This window comes from Paraburkholderia bryophila (assembly GCF_013409255.1).
In the GTDB taxonomy this organism is placed as follows: Bacteria; Pseudomonadota; Gammaproteobacteria; order Burkholderiales; family Burkholderiaceae; genus Paraburkholderia.
Genome location: NZ_JACCAS010000001.1, coordinates 2,121,354 through 2,141,464, shown reverse-complemented (window position 1 = coordinate 2,141,464; position 20,111 = coordinate 2,121,354). Strand labels below are relative to the sequence as shown.

The window sequence follows — 20,111 nt, the reverse complement described above, 5'->3', positions numbered from 1 at the left end:
GGAGAACCTTGCATGGACACCGCAACACGTCAGCCGAATACCGCGCTTTCGCGGCTTGAGATCGAGCCGGGTTATCAGTCGGGTTTCGGCAATGAATTCGCTACCGAGGCACTGCCGGGCGCGTTGCCCGAAGGCCGCAATTCGCCGCAGCGCGCGGCCTACGGCTTGTACGCCGAGCAACTGTCGGGCACCGCGTTTACCGCGCCGCGCGGCCACAACCGTCGCACGTGGACGTACCGGATCCGGCCGGCGGCCGTGCATATGCCGTTCACGTTGCTGCCTTCGGAACGGCTGGTGGCCAACTTCGCCGAAGTCCCGCCGACGCCGCCGAACCAGTTGCGTTGGGACGCTTTGCCGATGCCGACGGAGCCGACCGATTTCATCGACGGTTGGGTGACGATGGCGGGCAGCGGCGCGGCGGAATCGATGAGCGGTTGCGCGATTCATCTGTACGCCGCGAACCGCTCGATGCAGGACCGCTTCTTCTACAGCGCCGACGGCGAATTGCTGATCGTGCCGCAGGAAGGGCGTCTCCACATCGCGACCGAAATGGGCCGGCTCGACGTCGAGCCGTTCGAAATCGCGGTGATTCCGCGTGGCGTGCGCTTCGCGGTGAGCCTGCCGGACGGCACGGCGCGCGGCTATATCTGCGAGAACTTCGGCGCGCTGCTGCGCTTGCCGGATCTCGGCCCGATCGGCTCGAACGGTCTCGCGAATCCGCGCGATTTCCTCACGCCGCACGCGGCCTACGAAGACCGCGAAGGCGACTTCGAACTCGTCGCCAAGATGAACGGCAATCTGTGGCGCGCGGACATCGGCCATTCGCCGCTCGACGTGGTGGCATGGCACGGCAATTACGCGCCATACAAGTACGATTTGCGCCGCTTCAACACGATCGGCTCGATCAGCTTCGACCATCCGGACCCGTCGATTTTCCTGGTGTTGCAATCGCAAAGCGACACGCCGGGCGTCGATACGATCGACTTCGTGATTTTCCCGCCGCGCTGGCTCGCCGCGGAAGATACGTTCCGGCCGCCCTGGTTCCATCGCAACGTGGCGAGCGAATTCATGGGTCTCGTGCATGGCGTGTACGACGCCAAGGCCGAGGGCTTCGTGCCCGGCGGCGGGAGTCTGCACAACTGCATGACGGGTCACGGCCCGGACGCGGATACGTTCGAAAAAGCCTCGCATGGCGATACGTCGAAGCCGCACAAAGTGGGCGACACGATGGCCTTCATGTTCGAAACGCGCACGCTGCTCAAGCCGACCCGCTTCGCGCTCGAAACCTCGCAATTGCAGGCGCATTACTACGAGTGCTGGCAAGGCCTCAAAAAACATTTCAACCCGGAGCAACGATGAGCGCATTGAGCGATCTTCAGGCGACGCTCGATCCGTCGCGCAAGAGCTGGGTCGAATCGGCCAACGATTCGACCAGCGATTTTTCGATTCAGAATCTGCCGTTTGGCGTGTTTAGCGATAAGCGTGACGGGCTGAACGCGGTGCGTCGAGTGGGCGTGGCGATCGGCGACGAGATCGTCGATCTGGCTGCTTTGCAGGCGGCGGGCTTGCTTAAGGTGTCGTCGAAAGCAGACGTGTTTGCACGCGATACGTTGAACGACTTCATCGCGCTAGGCCGCGATGCATGGCGCAGTGTCCGCGTCCAGCTAAGCCAATTGTTGGCGCGCGACACCGCCGCCTTGCGCGACGACAGCGCGCTGCGTGCGAAGGCGCTCGTGCGTCAGGCCGACGCGCAATTGCATCTGCCGGTGCAGATTCCGGGCTACACCGATTTCTATTCGTCGAAAGAACACGCGACGAATGTCGGCTCGATGTTCCGCGATCCGAAGAATGCGCTGCTGCCGAACTGGTCGGAAATGCCGATCGGCTACAACGGACGCGCGTCGTCGGTGGTGGTGAGCGGGACGCCGGTGCGTCGGCCGAACGGTCAATTGAAGTTGCCGGATCAGGAGCGTCCGGTGTTCGGTGCGTGCCGCAAACTGGACATCGAACTGGAAACGGGTTTCGTGATCGGCGCGGGCAATGCGCTGGGCGAGCCGGTGGCCTGCGCGGATGCCGAAGCGAATATCTTCGGCATGGTGTTGCTGAACGACTGGAGCGCGCGCGACATTCAGCAATGGGAATACGTGCCGCTCGGCCCGTTCAACGCGAAGACCTTCGCGACCACGATCTCGCCGTGGATCGTCACGCTCGACGCGCTCGAACCGTTCCGCGTCGCGCAACCGGTGCAGGAGCCGCAGCCGCTGGCCTATCTGCGTCACGACGGCGCGCACGCTTTCGATATTCATCTGGAAGTGACGTTGCGTCCGCAACAGGCCACGCAGGCAAGCACGATCACGCGGACCAATTTCAAGCACATGTACTGGACGATGGCGCAGCAACTCGCGCATCACACGGTGTCGGGCTGCAATACGCGGGTGGGCGATCTGATGGGTTCGGGCACGATCAGCGGGCCGAGCGAGGATTCGTTCGGCAGCCTGCTGGAACTGACGTGGAATGGCAAGAAGCCGGTGGAGCTGCAGCAGGGCGGCACGCGCAGTTTTATCGAAGACGGCGATGAACTGACGTTGGCAGGCTGGTGCCAGGGTGACGGTTATCGGGTGGGGTTTGGCGTGTGCGCCGGGGAGATTTTGCCGGCGCGTTCGTAACGCCACGAGACAGGCTGCAAAGGCCGGCGGATTACGCCGGCTTTTTTGTTTCTAACGTGCGCAAGCGCGTCACGACGTCGCCCGCCGCGCGGCGCACGTTACCCCACCGCCCGCATCGGCGAGCGTCGCCGTTCCCACCAGACAGCCGCCAGAAACGCGAGTGCCGCCACGAGCAGCACGCCGACCATCGCATCGTTACCGACGCCCTTCATCAACGCACCGGCCACGAGCGGACCGCCGAAACTGGCCGCGCTCCACGACGCGCCCACCAGCGAACTCGCCGACACCAGCGCGACGCCGCGAAAGCGTTCGCCGCAAGCTACCAGCGACAACGTGTAAATCGCGCCCGCCGCCGCGCCGAGCACATACAACAACGGCCAGCATAGCCACGGCGACGTGATCGCCCACGGCAGCAGCGGCAACAGCAGCACGACGATCACACCGCAACCGATATGCACCCGCTCACGGCCCAGCCGGTCCGCGAGCCAGCCGATCGGAAACTGCATCGTCGTGTCGCCGAGCAGCAAAGCCGATGCGGACAACACGGCGACCTCGCTCGTCATGCCGTGCGACATCGCGAAGAGCGGCAGCAGCGACAGCGCGATCGTGTCGAACAGCGCGAAAAAGCCGGTGCCGACCACGAGCGCGGGCATCTGCGGCAAAACGTGACGCCAACTGCCGTGCGCGGCGTGGTCGTCGTCGGTGGCGTGTGGCGCAGTGCGGAGGGTGGCGAGCATCGGCAGCGCCAGCAGGAACAGCGCGCCGCAGATCAGAAAGCGCGAGTGCATGAGGTCGGCGATCTGGCTCACCAGCACCGGCCCCGACATCTGGAACAGCGTGAAGTTGGTGGCGTAGATCGCGACGACGCGGCCGCGGGTGGCGTCGTCGGCGAGCTGGTTGACCCAGGCTTCGCCGATCGTGAAGAGCAGCATCAGCGCGGCGCCGCAGAGCACGCGCAACAGCGCCCAGAGCCACAGGTTCGCGGTGAGTTGCATCAGCGCGGTGGCGATCGCCACCACCAGCACCGCGCCGACGATCACCTGACGGCCGCCGAAGCGCGCCGCGACCCAGCCGGCGAACGGCACGATGACGAGGCCGCCACCCGCTTGCGCGGCGGTCAGCAGGCCGACCACGTCGGTGCCATAGCCGGCTTGCGTCAGCGCGAGCGCGGTGAGCGGAAGGGTCGCGCCGCTGCCGAGCCCAACCACGGCAACGCTAAGAATGAGAGCGAGGAAATCGCGAGTGAAGATGACTTTCATCGGCCGAGATGCTACTACGGCTGCTGGTCATTCGCACGCTTGAGGGCATTGCTCAACGCGCAAAGTGAGGAGGCCACGTTCGCGGTTGCGTCATCACGCGCGGCGAAGCAACGCAGCGACTATCCCGCGGCCATCATCCGCTGTGCGCGACGGTCGATCGACACCGACCACAGCGTCAGCACCAGCGCGCCGATCGAGGTCGCCACGCCGACCCACGGCAGCGTGGTGAGCGGCGCGCCCGCGCCGATCGCCATGCCGCCGAGCCACGCGCCCGTGGCATTGCCGAGGTTGAACGCGCCTTGATTCAGGGTCGACGCCAGATTCGGCGCATGGCTCGCGCGGTCGACGATCAGCATTTGCAACGGCGGCACGATCGCGAAGGCCAGAATGCCCCAGACGAAGATCGTGATCATCGCCGGAATCTGCTGGTGCATCGTGCCGGCGAAAATCGTCAGAATCACGACGATCGCCAGCAGGAACGCCACCAGCGACGGCAACAGCCGCCAGTCGGCGAGCTTGCCGCCGAGCGTGCTGCCCACCGTCAGGCCGAGGCCGAACAGCAGCAGCACGAGCGTGACCGCATGCGGCGTGAAGCCGGTCACGTCTTCGAGGATCGGGGTGATATACGTGAAGGTCGAAAACAGGCTGGCCGACGCGAGCACGCTGATACCGAGCACCATCAGCACCTGCGGATTCTTCAGCACGCTGAACTCGTGGATGAGGCTGGCCTTCTGCATCTCGATCTTCGCGGGCAGGCAGACGGCGAGCGCGGCCGCCGCGACGATGCCGATACCGGTCACCGCCCAGAACGTTGCGCGCCAGCCCACGGCCTGGCCGAGCGCGGTGCCGAGCGGCACGCCGAGCACGTTGGCGAGCGTCAGGCCGGTGAACATCAGCGCGATGGCTTGCGCGCGGCGATTCGGCGCGACGAGTCCCGCGGCCACCACCGAGCCGATACCGAAGAACGCGCCATGGCAGAACGCCGTGACGATACGCGCAGCCATCAGCACCGCATAACCCGGCGCGATCGCACACAGCAGATTGCCGACGATGAACACGCCGATCAGGCTCATCAACGCTTTCTTGCGCGGCATATTGGCTACCGCGATCGCGACGATCGGCGCGCCGATCGTGACGCCGAGCGCATACGCCGACACCAGCATGCCGGCGGCCGGAATCGAGACGGACAGATCGCGTGCCACGTCGGGCAGCAGGCCCATGATCACGAATTCAGTGGTACCGATTCCAAAAGCGGCGACGGCAAGGGCGAGCAGGGGTAAAGGCATGGTGGCGGAGCGTGAATCGGCGAGACGGGGAGCGTCGCGCGGCCGGCGCGCATTTTCGGGGCGAGAACGCGTGCGCCGTGCAAGAGGCAAAACAGTAGGGGATTCTACCTAAGTCAAAACACCCTTGCTGAGCCGTCAGGCGGCTGTTGTTTTTTTCTGCACACGGCGCGCGGTCCGCTCAAGGACGAGCGTCGCGACGCCGATATCCTGCTTAACTTCGACGCGTACATAGCTATTGAAATTTTGCGTCGCTATAGTCGTTACATCGATAGAGGTCAGCGTCTGCCCGTGTGTGCGGGTACTTTTAAAGTGTGTTCATGCCGAGGTGTCCTGGCAGCATGAGCATGCAGTGTGATTAATGCCGTGGTCTGTCATGCTTCTTACACAGTCGACTCGTAGCGTTAGCGCTCTTTTAACGCGCTGGCGGATTTTCGCTAGCTTATCGAGCCTGCCTTTGCCTTCGTCCAATCCATCGTCAGCCGCTTCGCCGGCTTGCGCCGAAACCGTGTGGATCGTGCCGCTCCTCGAGCATTCGTGGTTCGACCATGTGCGCCTGAAACGCGTGTTCGTCACAGACGGCACGCGGCACCAAGTGGTGCTGATCGACGTGCGCAAGCTGCTCGCCTGCGCGGATCGCGACAATACCGACTACGTGCTGAAGCCGGTTGCCGAATGGCATGCCGGCAAGGTGCGCGGCATTCGTGAGTTTCTCGATCCGGACAATCCGCGCATTCCGCAGATGCCCTACGTGACGATCACGACGCGTCGCGCGCCGGGATTGCTCGGTTGGGTAGGATTTGAGCGGGAAGGCGTGGTGTCGTTTCGCAACGGCCAGCATCGCGCGCGCTATCTGGCCGATGCCGGCGCGCGCTGGTTTCCGGTGGAAGTGCACGAGCGCGAGGCGGTCATGCTGCGCGAACTGTGCGGCGCACCGGACGACGCCCGCACCGCGATTCGTGCAACGACGCTAGGCGGGCCGCCCCAGGTCGTTCCCCCGCCCGCCAGTCAGCCCTAACCCGCCGCCCGCACCACGTTGCGTGGCGTGCCGCTCTCCCAGGCCGCGACGTTGTCGAGCGTGGTCTGGGCGATCTCGCTCATCGCTTCACGCGTGAAGAACGCCTGGTGCGCGGTGACGATCACGTTCGGGAACATCAGCAGGCGCGCGAGCACGTCGTCCTGCAGCGGCAGATTCGAGTGATCCTCGAAGAACAGGCCGCCTTCTTCCTCATACACGTCGAGTCCGAGATGGCCTAGCTGGCCGTCCTTCAACGCGCCGATCAGCGCATTGCTTTCGACCAGGCCGCCACGGCCGGTGTTGATCAGCATCGCGCCGCGTTTCATCTTGGCGAGCGCGTGGCCGTCGATCAGATGGTAGGTGTCCGGCACTAACGGACAGTGCAGGCTGACCACGTCGGATTCCGCCAGCAATGTATCGAGCGGAACATAGCGCGCCCCGAGCCCGAGCAGGTCGGCGGCGGGCGTGCCGGGATCGTGCGCGAGCACCTGCATGCCGAAGCCCGCCATGATCCGTGCGAACACGCGGCCGATCATGCCGGTGCCGATCACGCCCACCGTCTTGCCGTGCAGATCGAAACCGAGCAGCCCGTGCAGCGAAAAATCGCCCTCGCGAGTCCGCGCGACGGCGCGCGGCAGACGCCGGTTCAACGCCAGAATCAGACCGACCGCATGCTCGGCCACCGCGTGCGGCGAATACGCCGGCACGCGCGCGACCGTGATGCCGAGACGTTCCGCCGTGGCCAGGTCGACATGATTGAAGCCCGCCGAGCGCAGCGCGATCAAGCGCGTACCGCCGGCATGAAGCCGTTCCAGCGCGGCCGCGTCGACTCGGTCGTTGACGAACGGGCACACCACCTCGTAACCCTGCGCGAGGATCGCGGTTTCGCTGTCGAGGTGCGACTCCTGAAAGTGCAGTTCGTAGCAGTGCCGGCCGTTGGCTTCGATGAACGTGTCGCTGTCGTACTGACGGCTGCTGAACAGGATCATGCGCATGTCGTGCTCCGAGGAATGCGTGCCGGCGGCAGGGGGGATTCAAGCGTGGCGGACTCACCGCGCGTCACGTGGATGAGCCAGTATAAAGGCCCGGCTGCCGGTCACGGCACACGGTACCTATTGCCATTCAGTCTTTGCTAAAGATCATTTTTTGCGAAGGCAATCCGGTCAAGATTGAAAATAATATTGACAGGTTTGAAGAATTACAATATTTATTAAAAAAGCAGTCTGACAAAAGCATGTTCATTCATGCAGTAAAGTAGAAAAAATCGGCCATCAGAATTCGGTGTCTTTTTTAAGGCATCGAGCGATTTCGCGAGGACAGTGTGACCGTTGAACTATCACAAACGTTTTTCCATAACATCGCCGCAGCGCCGCAATCTTCCCGGACGCATGTCGCGTCATCCCATTGCCATAAATAGTGTCATTCAGCCAGCTATGCCGGTTGAGTAATTGCTGAGCCGTACCAGGTCTGAGCGAATTATTTGCACTTTTTTTGAGCCATTGTTTCTCAGTCTCCTACTAATAAACCTGTAAATCGGCGAGCCTACATGATCAGTGAATTGCTGAGGTCTCAACCGGAGATCGCGCTGTTCGCAAGCCTGGCAATCGGATATTTCATTGGCTCATTTCGCGTTGGGCCAATTCAGCTTGGCGGCGTCTGCGGCACGTTGATCGTTGCCTTGCTGTTAGGGCAGACGGGCGCGCGACTGGCCCCCGATCTGAAGAACATCGCGTTTGCGTTGTTCATCTTTGCGCTGGGCTTTACCGGCGGGCCGCAGTTCTTTGCCAACATCGGACGCGGCTGGCGCTATGGGTTGTTGTCGGTGGTCGAGATCGTCTCGGTGCTGGTGCTGATCCTGATCGCGGTGGTCGTGATGCGGCTCGACGCGGGCACGGCAGCCGGACTGCTGGCCGGCGCGGCGACCGAATCGGCGGTGATCGGCACGGCGTCGGAGGCGATTGCCAAGCTCGGCTTCGGCGACGCGGAGACGCTCCGTCTGCAGGCCAATATCGTGACCGCGTATAGCGTGAGCTACCTGTTCGGCCTGATCACCATCGTGCTGTTCACGAGCCAGTTTGCGCCGCTGCTGCTGCGCGTCAATTTGCGCGACGAAGCCGAGCGCGTGTGGCGCAAGCTTGGCGGCGACGGCGCGTTCGGCGAAGGGCAGCGGGCGGCGGCGCCGGCGCTGGTGGGCCGCGCGTTTCGCGTCGGCGCGGCGGCCGGCACGACGGTCGTGGCGTTCGAGCAGCAGCACGGCTACAACCTGACTATCGAGCAGCTACGGCGCGATGGTGCGGTCGTGCCGGTGGAACCGAAACGGGTCTTGATGGCCGACGACCTGATCCTGATCGGCGGGCGTCGTGAAGCGATCGTGACGGCGTCGGCCAGTCTGGGCGAAGAAATCGACGGTGGCGGTTTCGACCAGATCGTCGCCGAAAAGCTCGACGTGGTGCTGACGCGCCGCGAAGCGGAAGGTCTGACGGTCGCGCAGGTGCGGGAACGGGCCGATCCGGAGCAGGCGCGCGGCGTCTACATCGCGGCGGTCACGCGGCTCGAAACCACGGTGCCTGCGCTGCCCGGCACGGAGTTGAATCGCGGCGACGTGTTGACGCTGGTCGGCGCCAAGGCCGACGTCGAACGCGGCGCGCGGCGCTTGGGTTACGTATTGGCCGCCACGCAGAAAACCGACTTCGTCTACCTCGCGCTGGGCGTGCTGGTGGGGATGGCGATCGGCCATCTCGGCGGCCGGATCGGCGGCGTGTCGATCGCGCTCGGCACGGGCGGCGGTTGCCTGCTGTCCGGCTTGCTGTTCGGCTGGATCCGCTCGCGCTATCCGTTGATCGGCTCGTTGCCGTCGGCGGCCGCGCAGATTCTGAAGGACTTCGGCCTCGCCACTTTCATTGCCGCGGTCGGTTTGTCGGCCGGACCGGACGCCATCAAGCTGGTGCGCGAATACGGCCTCGCGTTGCCGGTGGCCGGCATTCTGATGGTGCTGGTGCCGGGGCTGTTGTCGCTGTGGATCGGCCGTGTGTTTCTCAAGCTCGAAGCGCCCATGCTGCTCGGCGCGATTGCCGGCCAGCAATGCAGCACGCCCGCGATTAGCGCGCTGGTGGGCGTGACCGGCAACTCGACGCCGGTGATCGGCTACACGATCACCTATGCACTCTCGAACATTCTGTTGCCGTTGATGGGACCGGTGGTGGTCGGTCTCGCCGGCAAGCTCGGTTAGGTAACACGACATGAGCGGCACGACACGATCCGCTTCGCGCATCGACAGGCGGCATTGCCGCCCGCAGCACCCCGGCAGACGGCACCCAGTACTCAATATCTCACACTATCCAGCGAGGGCATGATGGACTGGCTACATCACATTTTTCAGAAATCCCCCGAGATTGCACTGTTTCTATCGCTAGCGGCCGGTTACTTCATCGGGCAGATCAACTTCGGCAAGTTCCAGTTGGGCGGCGTGGGCGGTTCGCTGCTCGCGGCGGTCGTGATCAGCCAGTTCGGCGTGACGATCGACAATGGCGTGAAGTCGGTCATGTTCGCCGTGTTCATCTACGCGGTCGGTTACGACTCCGGCCCGGGCTTCTTCAATTCGCTGAACCGCAAGACGCTGCGTGAAATCGCGATGGCGGTGTTCCTCGCCGTTTCCGCGCTGATCACCGTGGTGGTGTGCGCGAAGCTGTTCCATCTGAACAAGGGCCTCGCGGCCGGGCTCGCGGGCGGCGCGCTGACGCAGTCGGCGATTATCGGCACGGCGGGCGATGCGATCGCGCGGCTCGGCTTGCCGGCCGATCAGGTGAAATCGCTGCAGTCGGACGTGGCGATCGCGTACGCGGTGACCTACGTGTTCGGCTCGCTGGGGGCGATCATCGTCTGCGTGAACATACTGCCGAAGTTCATGGGGCAGGGCTTGCGCGAGGCGTCGATCGACGCGGAGCGCGAGTTGTCGGCGGGGGCCTCGACGTCGCTCGCGGGGGGGCAGATTCGTGCGTTGCCTGAACTGGTAGGACGCGCGTACCGGATCGACGTCAGCGCCGGCAAGACGGTCAAGGCGGTCGAGACCTTGCATCAGGACATGTTGACGGTCGAAAAGATCAAACGCGACGGCAAGAGCCTCGAACCGACGCCCGATCTGACCTTGCAGCTCAACGACGAAGTGCTCGTGGTGGGCCGCCGCGAAGCGGTCGTCGCCTTCGGCGCGAACGGCAACGAGATCGCCAACGTCGACGATATCGGCGTGGTGATGCAGAGCCGCGACGGCGTGTTCACGCGCAAAGGCATGAACCACACGACGATCGCCGCCGCGCGCGAAGTGGTGGATCGCGACCTGCGTCACGGCGTGTACATCCAGCACATTTCGCGCGCCGGTCAGCCGCTGCCGATCCTGCCGGAAACCAAACTGGAGCACGGCGACGTCATTACGTTCTACGGCTCGCCGAAAGACACCAAGCGCGCCGTCGACGCCGCCGGCTACGAATTGCCGAACACCAACAAGACCGACTTCATCTACATGGGCGTGGGCCTCGTGCTCGGCTTGCTGATCGGGCTGATCGTCGTCAACGTGGGCGGCATTCCGCTCACGCTCGGCTCGGGCGGCGGCTGCCTGCTGGCCGGCTTGCTGTTCGGCTGGATGCGCGGCAAGCATCCCATGTACGGCGTGATGCCGTCGGCGGCTTCGCAGTTGCTCAAGGACTTCGGCCTCGCGGCGTTCGTCGCGGTGGTGGGTCTGAACTCCGGCCTGCAAGCCGTGGTGACGGTCAAGCAGAGCGGCATGACGATCTTCCTGCTCGGCGTGTTCGTCACGTTGTTCCCGTTGCTGCTGACCATGCTGTTTGGCCGCTACGTGCTGAAGTACAACAACGCGGCGATTCTGGCCGGTGCGCTGTCGGGCTCACGCAGCGCGAATCCGGCCTTCGGCGGCGTGCTCGACAAGGCCGAAAGCGCGGTGCCGACGGTGCCGTTCGCGATCACGTATGCGATCGCCAACGTCGCGCTGACGCTGCTGGGTCCGCTCGTGGTCGGGCTGGTTTAGGCGCGCGCAGCGCTTTATCGATCTCTCATCGATCTCTTTCACGCTGGCGGTAAGCGGGCGATTCTCGCGACGCCGGCGTCTTTCACCTGCTCACTGGAGAACGCATCATGGCAAAAGAGAAGGGCGACAAGAAACACGCGGATATGGCGCAACCGGGTCTGTCCGCGCTCAGCCCGTTCGAACTGAAGGACGAACTGATCAAGGCGGCCGGCGGCGGCGCCGTGGAGCGTGCCGCGAACGCCGCGATGCTCAACGCCGGTCGTGGCAACCCGAACTTTCTCGCGACGATTCCGCGTCATGGCTTCTGGCAACTCGGCCTGTTTGCGATGCGCGAATCGGAGCGCTCGTTCGCGTACATGCCGGAAGGCATCGGCGGCTTCCCGCGGCGCGACGGTCTGGAAGAACGCTTCGATCTGTTTTGCCGCGAGAACAAGGGCGTGGCGGGCATCGACTTCTTGCGCGGCGCAGTGTCGTACGTGCGCGATCAGCTCGGCTATTCCGCCGGCGACTTCCTGTATGAAATGTGCGAGGGCATTCTCGCGTCGAACTATCCGGTGCCGGACCGCATGCTCAAGATGTCCGAGCTGATCGTCGGTCAGTATCTGCGCCGCGAGATGATCGGCAACCATCCGTTCGTGGGCGAGTTCGACGTGTTCGCGGTGGAAGGCGGCACGGCGGCGATGACATACATCTTCAACACGATGCGCGAGAATCACCTGATCAAGGCAGGAGATACGATCGCGCTCGGCATGCCGATCTTCACGCCGTACATCGAGATTCCGCGCCTGAACGACTACAAGCTGAACGTCGTCAATCTCGAAGCGGACGTGGAAAGCGGCTGGCAGTATTCGAAGAAGGAACTCGACAAGCTGCGCGATCCGAAGGTGAAGGCGTTCTTTCTCGTGAACCCGAGCAATCCGCCTTCGGTGAAGATCAACGACGAGAGCCTTCAGTACATTGCCGACATCGTCAAGGAACGGCCCGATCTGATTCTGCTGACCGATGACGTGTACGGCACTTTCGCCGACGACTTCGTGTCGCTGTTCGCGCTCGCACCGAAGAACACGATCCTGGTCTACTCGTACTCGAAGTATTTCGGCGCGACCGGCTGGCGTCTGGGCACGATCGCGACGCATCGCGACAACGTGCTCGACCGTCTGATCGCCGAGTTGCCGAAAGACGCGAAGAAGCAGTTGCACGAGCGTTACGAGTCGATCACGACCGAACCGGACAAGCTCAAGTTCATCGACCGTCTGGTCGCCGATAGCCGCACCGTCGCGCTGAATCACACGGCGGGTCTGTCGACGCCGCAACAGGTGCAGATGGTGCTGTTCTCGCTGTTCTCGCTGATGGACACGCCGGACGCGTACAAGAACGCGTTGAAGCGTCTGATCCGCAAGCGCAAGCAGGCGCTCTACGAAGAGGTGGGCATCTCGTTCGAGGACGACGATCCGAACCAGGTCGACTACTACACGATTCTCGACATCGAGTTCCTCGGCGAGAAGATGTTCGGGCGTGAGTTCGTCGATTGGCTGCTGAAGAACACCGAGCCTTCCGAGCTGCTGTTCCGTCTCGCGCGCGAAGCGCGGGTCGTGCTGCTGCCGGGTCGCGGGTTCGGCACACAGCATCCGTCGGGGCGTGTATCGCTCGCCAATCTGAACGAGTCGGACTATCGGCAGATCGGTCGCGCGTTGCGCAAGCTGATCGAAGAGTACATCGAGCGATTCAACGCGGCGACCGGCAAAAAGCTCGATAAAACGAAGGTGAAATAACACGCGGACCGGCGCTGTTGCTGCACTAGCAGCCGGTCGCGTGATACGCGCATTTAATGCGTGCAAGCAGGGCCAAATGGCTTGCGCAATCGCGCGGATCAGTGAATGATCGAATGAACGGCCTCGCCAGCATCACTGTTGGCGAGGCCGATTGTTCCTTAGCGTTTTGACATTCACGTACCGATCATGCCGACTTCATCCATCACACCCGTCGCTTCCGCTGTGCCCTGTCCGGTTGTCGAATCGCTCGACGCCATCCTCCCCGAAGAACCGCTGCTGATGATGGGCGCCGGCCCCGTGCCGATTCCTGCCGCCGTCGCCAAGGCCAACACGATCGTCATCAATCACCTGGGCGGCACGATGGTGAAGGTGATCGGCCAGGTGAAGACCATGGCGCGCTACGTGTTCCAGACGAATTCGAAATGGGTGTTGGGTGTCGCGGGACCGGGATCGGCCGCGATGGAAATGGCGATCTCCAACCTCGCGTGGGAAGGCACGCGCGTGCTGAGTATCAAGAACGGTTTCTTCAGCGAACGGATGGCGGAGATGGGTCGCCGTGTCGGGGCGCGCGTGAGTACGCTCGACGTCGACGATGGCGCGGTTGCGAGTCTCGAACAGGTGGCCGAGGCGATTCGCCGCGAGCGTCCCGAGATCGTGACGGTGGTGCAGGGCGAGACGTCGAACACGGTGTGGAATTACCACCTGAAGGACATCGCCGCGCTGGCGAAAGCCGCGGGTGCGCTGGTGATCGTCGACGCAGTTTGTACGTTGAGCACGATGCCGCTGGAGATGGACGCATGGGGTATCGACGCGGTGATTACCGGTGGGCAGAAGGGCTTGTCGTCGATTCCGGGCGTCTCGCTGATCGCGTTTTCCGACGCGGCCTGGGCGCGCGTCAAAGGACGTACGGCGCCGAATGCGCATTGGTGCCTGGATGCGTCGCTCGCGGAGAACTTCTGGCATAACGCGGGCTATCACTACACCGCGCCGGTGTCGGGCGTGCTGGCTTTGCACGAGGCGTTGCGGCTCGTGTGCGCCGAGACGCTGGAGAAGCGCTTCGCACGGCATCTGAAATGTTCACTGGCCTTGCAGGAAGGGATCGCCGCGTTGGGGCTGAATCTGTATGCGCCGCCGGCGTGCCGGCTGAATTCGGTGGTCGGTATCGAGGTGCCGCAAGGCTTGAGTCCCGGCGATATCTGCGGCCATATCTCGCGGCAGCATCAGGTCGAGATTTCCGGCTCGTTCGGTTTGCCGATCGTGCGGATCGGGCAGATGGGCGAGCAATGCCGCGAACACAATCTGTTCAGAACGCTGCACGCGTTGGGTCGCACGATGCTGGATCTCGGCGCGGCAGTGGATCTGCCGGCGGGCGTGGCGGCGCTGGAAAAATCGTTGTCGGGTGGGGCGCGCGCGTTGGCGCGGTAGCCTGGCGCTGCTGCTGCGGCAGGCTTGGCGTATCCAGCGCGGTGTGCCGCGCTGGATAGCCGATAGCGAGCCGTGTCGAACGATCAGGTCGTTGCGGGCGCAATCGGTGCCCGCGCATTGCGCAGGTACAGCACCGTCGACAGCACCACGGCAGCGGCCGACGCCACGGCCGCGAACAGAAACACGGAGGCGTAGCCGAACTCGCCGGCAATGTAGCCGGCCAGCGGCCCGGTGATGCCGAGCGACAGATCGAGAAACACCGAGTAAGCCGACAACGCCGCGCCACGACTGGCCGGCGGCACGAGGCCGACCGCTTCGACGCCGAGCGCGGGGAACACCAGCGCGAAACCGAAGCCGGTCAACGCCGCGCCGGCGAGCGCGATATGCGGCTCGGGCGCGAGCCACAGCATCAACAGCCCGGCGCATTCGAACGAGAACGACACGATCGCGACGCGGAATCCGCCGTAGCTCTTGATCGTGTTGGCGAACAACAGGCGCGCGCCGATGAACAGCGTGCCGAACACCGTCAGCGACAAGGCCGCATTCGGCCAATGCTTCGCGGCATAAAACAGCGTGATGAAGGTGGCGATCGAGCCGAACCCGGCGGAGCCGAGCGCGAGGCCGATACCGTGCGGCAGCACGCGCGTGAGCACGCTGCCATACGACATCCGCTCGCCGTGGACGATCGGCACCGGCGCGATCGGCCTGGCCAGATAGAAGCCGAGTGCCGCGAGGAAGATCACCAGAATGCCCAGCGCCGCAAACCCCACCGTGTGCGCGATTGCGACACCGAGCGGCGCGCCGACGGCCAGCGCGCCGTAAGTGGCGATGCCGTTCCACGAAATCACCCGCGCGTTGTTGCTGGTGCCGACCCGGCCGATGCCCCACAGAATCGCGCCGGTGCCGCACAGGCTTTCACCGAACCCGAGCACCAGACGGCTGCACACCAGCAGACCGAGGCTCAGCACGGGCCAGCGGCCGCACAGCACCGCCAGCAGCAACAGAATGCCGCTCGCGCCGCACCCCAGCAAACCGATCGACACCGTGCGCTTCGGCCCCAGCGTATCCGCCGAACGGCCGGCCAGCGGCCGCGACGCCAGCGTCGCCAGGTATTGCACGCTGATTGCCGCGCCGGCCAGCACGGCGCTGTAGCCGAGGTCGTCGTGGACGTAGCCGGGCAGCACCGCGAGCGGAATACCGATCGTCAGATAGCAAAGAAACGTGAAAAAGACGACCGGAATGATCTGTAAGGTCGTCGCAAATTCACTGCGAGGTGTCGCTGAATCGGTGGACATGGGGAAAACGAGACTTGAAAACGGCGGGAAGCCGTGATTTTCCCATGGAACCGATTCTCTTGCAGGAGTTGCTTAATAAATTGGCCCATTAAAAAACGGTGCCGGATGCATATAGTGGTCCGGTTTTGCTCCATAAGCGCCGGTTTTGGCCTCCGTGCCGGTCGGCTTGACTCGTCTCGATATGTCTGTATTGACTTGAAAAATAATAAAACCAAGTTAAATTGCCAGTACAACATAAGTCGACCGACCCTCAAACCTATCTCGTTATCGCCTCGCGGATATGTCCCGCATGCGGTCCGAGCTATGGGTTGGTTTTATTGGGAATGATAGTTTTCGAACCATCACGCAGCACGTCCCCACGGACACAGAACATTCGAGAGTAAAGAGACATGACTGAGCCGATTCGCTTCTACCACCGCAACGCGATCCGTGAGATCAAGGACGCGCCCGTCACCCGTACCGTCCTGCAGTATCTGCGCGAAGACGTGCACTGCACCGGCACCAAGGAAGGTTGTGCCGAAGGCGACTGCGGCGCATGCACGGTCGTGCTCGGCGAGCGCAACGCGGCGGGCGGCGTCGACTTCAAGACGGTCAATGCCTGCATCCAGTTCGTGCCGACGCTCGACGGCAAGGCGCTCTTCACCGTCGAAGATTTGCGCCAGCCGGACGGCTCGTTGCATCCGGTCCAGGAAGCGATGGTCGAATGCCACGGCTCGCAGTGCGGTTTCTGCACGCCGGGTTTCGTCATGTCGATGTGGTCGCTTTACGAAAAACACGGCCACGAACATAGCTGCGCGAACAAGACGGTGCCGTCGCGCGACACGATCAGCAATGCGCTGACCGGCAACCTGTGCCGCTGCACGGGCTATCGCCCGATCGTCGACGCGGCCGTGCGCATGTTCGAAGCGCCGCCGCCCAAAGCGCCGGTCAATGTCGAAGCGCTCGCTGCCACGCTCGCCAAGCTCGAGCGCACGGACACGTTCCACTACCAGCACGCCGGCCAGCAGTTCGACGCGCCGCGCACGGTCGCAGCGCTCGCGAAGATCAAGGAAGCCGAACCGGCCACGCGGATTCTCGCCGGCAGCACGGACATCGGCCTGTGGGTCACCAAGATGATGCGCGAGCTCGGCAACATCGTTTATATCGGGCAGATCGCCGAATTCCAGAAGCTCGAAACGAACGACGACTGGATCGAGATCGGCGCGGGCGTGAGCGTCGAAAAGGCCTACACGGAAATCATCAAGCAGTATCCGGAACTGTTCGAAATGCAGCAGCGCTTCGCGTCGCTGCCCATTCGTAACGCCGGCACGCTCGGCGGCAATATCGCCAACGGTTCGCCGATCGGCGATTCGATGCCCGGCCTGATCGCGCTCGGCGCGCATGTGATCGTGCGCGGCGGCGAGATCGAACGTGAAATGCCGCTGGAAGATCTGTACCTCGCGTATCAGAAGAAGGACATGGCCGAACACGAGTTTGTCGTTGGCCTGAAGGTGCCGACGCGCACCGGCGTGCGCAAGAACTTCCAGTTCCGCACGTACAAACTGTCGAAGCGTTTCGACTCCGATATCTCGGCCGTGTGCGCCGCGTTCTCGTTCATCGCCGACGGCGACGTGATCCGCGAGCCGCGCATCGCGTTCGGCGGCATGGCCGCCACCTCGAAGCGCGCGACGCACGCCGAAGCCGTGCTGCGCGACGCCGAATGGCACGAAGCCACCGCACAGGCCGCGATGATCGCGCTCGGCAACGACTACGCGCCGCTGTCCGACATGCGGGCCACCAGCAATTACCGGCTCGAAGCCGCGAAAAACACGCTGTACCGTTTCTGGCTCGAAACGCGTCCGAACAATCCGCTGCCGAAGAGCGCGCTCGACGTCCGCGCAGTGGCCGCGGCGTGCGCCCCAGCCGGCGCGAATGTCTGAACGCGGTAAGTACGCGATCAGTGCGCGGTAAGTACAGGAAGCAAGAGAAGCACACGGAGAACACACAATGAATCAGCAAGCCGAACCGTTCCTGAAAGACCTGAAGGAGCTCGACGACTTCACCCAGGTCCATATTTCGCGGCCGCATGAGTCCGCGCATCTGCACGTGAGCGGCCGCGCGACCTACACCGACGACATTCCGACGCTCGCCGGCACGCTGCACGCCGCGCTCGGCCTGTCGCCGAAAGCGCACGCGAAGATCGTCTCGATGTCGCTCGATAAAGTGCGCGCCACGCCGGGTGTGGTCGCGATCTTCACCGCCGAAGATTTCCCCGGCGTGAACGACGTCGGCCCGATCATCCACGGCGACGATCCGATTCTCGCCGATGGTCTCGTGCAATACGTCGGCCAGCCGATGTTCATCGTGGTCGCGACGTCGCATGACACCGCGCGGCTCGCCGCGCGCCGCGCCGAAGTCGTCTACGAAGAACTGCCGGCGATTCTGACCGCGCAGCAAGCGCGCGCCGCGAACCAGCACGTGCTGCCGCCGATGAAACTCGCGCGCGGCGAAGCCGACACGAAGATTGCTCGCGCCGCGCGTCGCGAAGCCGGCGAGATGCTGCTCGGCGGCCAGGAACAGTTCTATCTGGAAGGCCAGATTTCGTACGCGGTGCCGAAGGACGACGACGGCATGCACGTCTACTGTTCGACGCAGCACCCGACCGAAATGCAGCACATGGTCGCGCATGCGTTGGGCGTGGCGTCGCACAACGTGCTGATCGAATGCCGCCGGATGGGCGGCGGCTTCGGCGGCAAGGAATCTCAATCGGGCCTGTTCGCGTGCTGCGCGGCTTTGGCTGCATGGAAGCTGCTGTGCCCGGTAAAGCTGCGTCCGGACCGCGACGATGACATGATGGTCACCGGCAAGCGCCACGATTTCCACTACACGTATGAAGTCGGGTACGACGAGCAAGGCGTGATCGACGGCGTGACGGTCGACATGACCTCGCGCTGCGGTTTCTCCGCCGACCTGTCCGGTCCGGTGATGACGCGCGCGCTGTGCCACTTCGACAACGCGTACTGGCTTTCGGACGTGACGATCGACGGCTTCTGCGGCAAGACCAACACGCAGTCCAACACGGCGTTTCGTGGCTTCGGCGGTCCGCAAGGCGCGTTCGCGATCGAATACATCATGGACAACGTCGCGCGTTCGGTCGGCGAAGATTCGCTCGACGTGCGCCGTCGCAATCTGTACGGCAAGACCGAGCGCAATCAGACGCCGTACGGGCAAGTGGTTGAAGACAACGTGATTCACGAGTTGATCGACGAACTCGAAGCGACCAGCGAATATCGCGCACGTCGCGCGTCGATCAACGAATTCAACGCGAACAACGAAGTGCTGAAGAAGGGCATGGCGCTGACGCCGGTCAAGTTCGGCATTGCGTTCAACGTGACCCACTTCAACCAGGCTGGCGCGCTGGTGCACATCTACACCGATGGTTCGGTGCTGGTGAACCACGGCGGCACCGAAATGGGTCAAGGCTTGAATACGAAGGTTGCACAGGTCGTCGCGCATGAACTGGGGATCGGCTTCAACCGCATTCGCGTGACCGCGACCGATACCAGCAAGATCGCCAATACGTCGGCGACTGCCGCATCGACCGGTTCGGACCTGAACGGCAAGGCCGCGCAGGATGCCGCGCGGCAGTTGCGCGAACGTCTGTCGGCGTTCGCCGCCGAACGTTTCGGCGCGGGCCAGGTGAGCGCGTCGGAAGTGCGCTTCCTGCACGATCGCGTGGTGGTCGGCGAGATGATCGTGCCGTTCGAGGAAGTGATCGCGAAGGCCTACGTCGCGCGTGTTCAGCTCTGGTCGGATGGCTTCTACGCGACGCCGAAGCTCTACTGGGATCAGTCGAAGCTGCAAGGCCGGCCGTTCTACTACTACTCGTACGGCGCGGCCGTGTCGGAAGTGGTGATCGACACGCTGACCGGCGAAATGCGCGTGCTGCGTGCGGATGCGTTGCATGACGTGGGCGCGTCGCTGAATCCGGCGCTCGACGTCGGGCAGGTGGAAGGCGCGTTCATTCAGGGCATGGGCTGGCTCACGACCGAAGAACTGTGGTGGAACGCAGGCGGCAAGCTGATGACGCACGCGCCGTCCACCTACAAGATTCCGACCGTCAACGACACGCCGCCGGATTTCCGCGTGCGCCTGTTCAAGAACCGCAATGCGGAGGACAGCATTCATCGTTCGAAGGCGACCGGCGAGCCGCCGCTGCTGCTGCCGTTCTCGGTGTTCTTCGCGGTGCGCGACGCGGTGTCGGCCGTGGGCGACCACAAGGTCAACCCGCCGCTGAACGCCCCGGCCACCAGCGAGGAAATCCTCAAGGCGGTCGGCGCGGTGCGGGCGGCGACTGCCGCCGCCCGTCAATAAAC

General features: G+C 63.6%; 13 protein-coding genes. 9 read left to right on the top strand and 4 right to left on the bottom strand.

The window, feature by feature from the left end; all coding sequences use genetic code 11:
* The first annotated feature begins 12 nt into the window (after window positions 1–12).
* Both hmgA and fahA read left to right on the top strand, forming a co-directional pair.
* A complete protein-coding gene (gene hmgA / locus GGD40_RS09475; protein ID WP_179743471.1) occupies window positions 13–1,359 on the top strand; it encodes a homogentisate 1,2-dioxygenase in 1,347 nt (448 codons plus the stop codon).
* A complete protein-coding gene (gene fahA, locus GGD40_RS09470) occupies window positions 1,356–2,666 on the top strand; it encodes a fumarylacetoacetase (protein ID WP_179743470.1) in 1,311 nt (436 codons plus the stop codon). The genes hmgA and fahA overlap by 4 nt, the downstream gene beginning before the upstream one ends.
* A 98-nt stretch (window positions 2,667–2,764) precedes the next feature.
* On the opposite strand, the gene GGD40_RS09465 is transcribed toward fahA, so the two are convergent.
* Together GGD40_RS09465 and GGD40_RS09460 are read right to left on the bottom strand one after the other, a co-directional pair.
* Window positions 2,765–3,925 (bottom strand): MFS transporter, encoded by a 1,161-nt coding sequence (locus GGD40_RS09465; protein WP_179743469.1) that lies wholly within the window; start codon window positions 3,923–3,925, stop codon window positions 2,765–2,767.
* A gap of 119 nt (window positions 3,926–4,044) precedes the next feature.
* Complete coding sequence (locus tag GGD40_RS09460) at window positions 4,045–5,211, bottom strand: MFS transporter (protein WP_179706716.1); 1,167 nt, start codon at window positions 5,209–5,211, stop codon at window positions 4,045–4,047.
* A gap of 373 nt (window positions 5,212–5,584) precedes the next feature.
* On the opposite strand from GGD40_RS09460, the gene GGD40_RS09455 reads away from it, so the two are divergent.
* Window positions 5,585–6,226, top strand: coding sequence for a plasmid fertility inhibition factor family protein (locus tag GGD40_RS09455; RefSeq protein ID WP_179743468.1), 642 nt, complete (start codon window positions 5,585–5,587; stop codon window positions 6,224–6,226).
* Here GGD40_RS09455 and GGD40_RS09450 read toward each other — a convergent pair.
* The gene (locus GGD40_RS09450; RefSeq protein ID WP_179743467.1) at window positions 6,223–7,221 is read right to left on the bottom strand and encodes a 2-hydroxyacid dehydrogenase; all 999 of its coding nucleotides are present in this window, start codon (window positions 7,219–7,221) and stop codon (window positions 6,223–6,225) included. The genes GGD40_RS09455 and GGD40_RS09450 overlap by 4 nt on opposite strands.
* A gap of 551 nt (window positions 7,222–7,772) precedes the next feature.
* Between GGD40_RS09450 and aspT (GGD40_RS09445) the strand changes: the two genes are divergently transcribed.
* The 4 genes from aspT (GGD40_RS09445) (at window position 7,773) to GGD40_RS09430 (ending at window position 14,461) form a co-directional block, all read left to right on the top strand.
* The gene (aspT, locus tag GGD40_RS09445) at window positions 7,773–9,455 is read left to right on the top strand and encodes an aspartate-alanine antiporter (protein WP_179743466.1); all 1,683 of its coding nucleotides are present in this window, start codon (window positions 7,773–7,775) and stop codon (window positions 9,453–9,455) included.
* A gap of 123 nt (window positions 9,456–9,578) precedes the next feature.
* Entirely contained in the window at window positions 9,579–11,264 is a 1,686-nt protein-coding gene (gene aspT, locus GGD40_RS09440) for an aspartate-alanine antiporter (protein WP_179744915.1), read from the top strand.
* A gap of 107 nt (window positions 11,265–11,371) precedes the next feature.
* Window positions 11,372–13,036, top strand: coding sequence for a bifunctional aspartate transaminase/aspartate 4-decarboxylase (locus GGD40_RS09435; protein ID WP_179706711.1), 1,665 nt, complete (start codon window positions 11,372–11,374; stop codon window positions 13,034–13,036).
* Between the two features lie 186 nt (window positions 13,037–13,222).
* Complete coding sequence (locus GGD40_RS09430) at window positions 13,223–14,461, top strand: pyridoxal-phosphate-dependent aminotransferase family protein (protein ID WP_179743465.1); 1,239 nt, start codon at window positions 13,223–13,225, stop codon at window positions 14,459–14,461.
* Window positions 14,462–14,544: 83 nt separating this feature from the next.
* Here GGD40_RS09430 and GGD40_RS09425 read toward each other — a convergent pair whose 3' ends face one another.
* On the bottom strand, window positions 14,545–15,756 hold the full coding sequence (locus GGD40_RS09425; RefSeq protein ID WP_176059949.1) for an MFS transporter: 1,212 nt from the start codon (window positions 15,754–15,756) through the stop codon (window positions 14,545–14,547).
* 389 nt (window positions 15,757–16,145) lie between these two features.
* On the opposite strand from GGD40_RS09425, the gene xdhA reads away from it, so the two are divergent.
* Both xdhA and xdhB read left to right on the top strand, forming a co-directional pair.
* A complete protein-coding gene (gene xdhA / locus GGD40_RS09420) occupies window positions 16,146–17,675 on the top strand; it encodes a xanthine dehydrogenase small subunit (RefSeq protein ID WP_179706708.1) in 1,530 nt (509 codons plus the stop codon).
* Between the two features lie 67 nt (window positions 17,676–17,742).
* Window positions 17,743–20,109 (top strand): xanthine dehydrogenase molybdopterin binding subunit, encoded by a 2,367-nt coding sequence (gene xdhB / locus GGD40_RS09415; RefSeq protein WP_179743464.1) that lies wholly within the window; start codon window positions 17,743–17,745, stop codon window positions 20,107–20,109.
* Window positions 20,110–20,111 lie beyond the last annotated feature (2 nt).